2 protein-coding genes and 1 pseudogene are annotated in these 1,255 nt (G+C 67.6%); all 3 read left to right on the top strand.

Annotated elements, in window-relative coordinates:
• Positions 1-269 (top strand): annotated as a pseudogene (locus tag ON37_RS26605) (hypothetical protein); the annotation flags it as partial.
• Between the two features lie 5 nt (positions 270-274).
• Positions 275-517 (top strand): hypothetical protein, encoded by a 243-nt coding sequence (locus ON37_RS26600; protein ID WP_083893311.1) that lies wholly within the window; start codon positions 275-277, stop codon positions 515-517.
• Positions 517-1,134, top strand: coding sequence for a DUF2637 domain-containing protein (locus tag ON37_RS31220; RefSeq protein ID WP_245553511.1), 618 nt, complete (start codon positions 517-519; stop codon positions 1,132-1,134). The genes ON37_RS26600 and ON37_RS31220 overlap by 1 nt, the downstream gene beginning before the upstream one ends.
• Positions 1,135-1,255 lie beyond the last annotated feature (121 nt).

Here is a 1,255-nt window from a genome sequence, read left to right as displayed (position 1 = left end):
AGACGAACCCGAAGAAGTCGAGTATTCAGGTGATCTTCCTGGCGGACGTGGCTCCGGTGCCGTCGACTCCGGAGGTTCTGCCCGGTATGCGGTCGATCGTGCTGGAGAACGTCACTCTTCAGCCGAAGGTGACCGGTCAGGGCGAGTTCAAGACGCTGGGTTGGACGGTGCGGGCTACCGGCATCGTCGGCGACACCTCCGGCGCCAAGGGCCCCGCGGCCGATCCGGGTGCGGCTCGTCCGGCGCGCAGCGACTCGAAGGCTGCGTGACCGCCATGTCGTTCATCAGCGCATACATCCACAAGTTCGATGGTGTTGAGGCCGAGTACTGCCCGGCGCGTGATACCGCATGGGGGCCGACTCGGGCTGCGGTGAGTGTGGAGCTGAACCACGAGGCCATCGGGTCCGCGCGGTTGTACCTGTCGATCGAGGATGCTCGCACCCTCGCCGAGCAGCTGCCGCAGATTCTGATGATGCACGACGTGGCGGAGCGTCTGGCGGCGGACAAGGCTGCCTGATGTTCACGCCTGAGCGGGGAATGCGTGCGGCGCGGGTGTTCGCGGTCCTGGTGATCGTGGGCGTCGGTGCCGCCGCGTTCCGCCTCAGCTTCGCTACCTTGCGGGACCTGGCCGTGTTGGCGCACATCCCGCCCGGTGATGCGTGGCTGTTCCCGCTGATTATCGACGGCACGATCGTTCAAGCCACTGCCGGGGCTCTGGTGCTGGCGAAGTCGCCGGAACGCCGGTTCTTCACCTGGGTTCTGGTGGTCGGGGCGCTGGTGTCGGTGCTGGGCAACAGCATTCACGCCGTGGCGGCCGGTCGCGAGCTTCCGCCGTGGTTGTGCGCGATCGTGGCGGCTATCGCCCCGATATCGCTGCTCGTGGACACCCACGGCCTGGCGGTGTTGTTCCGCGCCTCCCAACACGATTCGACTCCGGCCCCGGCTCCCACGGCTGCGGTGGCCGAGCCCGTCCAGGATGCTCCGGCTGCTGTCGAGGACGACAGCGAACCCGTGGAGCCCGAACCTTCCGCGCCTGGCCCGGCCGCGACCTCGGTTCCGGTTGTGGCGCAACCGATTCCTGTTTCTCGACCCGCGCAGCCGTTGCTGCCGGTGTCCGTCCCGATCGGGAGCTGATTTGTCATGGAAACCACTGGTGCTGTGACCGTGGGGGCAACCGCCCTCGCTGTCGGTGCTGCTGCCCTCGGTGTGGCCGGCCTTTTGGCGTTCGGCCCGCATCACGACGTGACCCCCGCCG

Source organism: Nocardia veterana NBRC 100344, from assembly GCF_000308855.1.
GTDB classification, from domain to species: domain Bacteria; phylum Actinomycetota; class Actinomycetes; order Mycobacteriales; family Mycobacteriaceae; genus Nocardia; species Nocardia veterana.
Note: the sequence above shows the minus strand (reverse complement) of the source record. Positions and strands in the feature narration are given on the sequence as shown.

Excerpts from the sequence above, each read along its gene's own strand:
- ON37_RS31220 (WP_245553511.1), top strand. The coding sequence starts at position 517 with ATGTTCACGCCTGAGCGGGGAATGCGTGCGGCGCGGGTGTTCGCGGTC.
- ON37_RS26600 (WP_083893311.1), top strand. The coding sequence starts at position 275 with ATGTCGTTCATCAGCGCATACATCCACAAGTTCGATGGTGTTGAGGCC.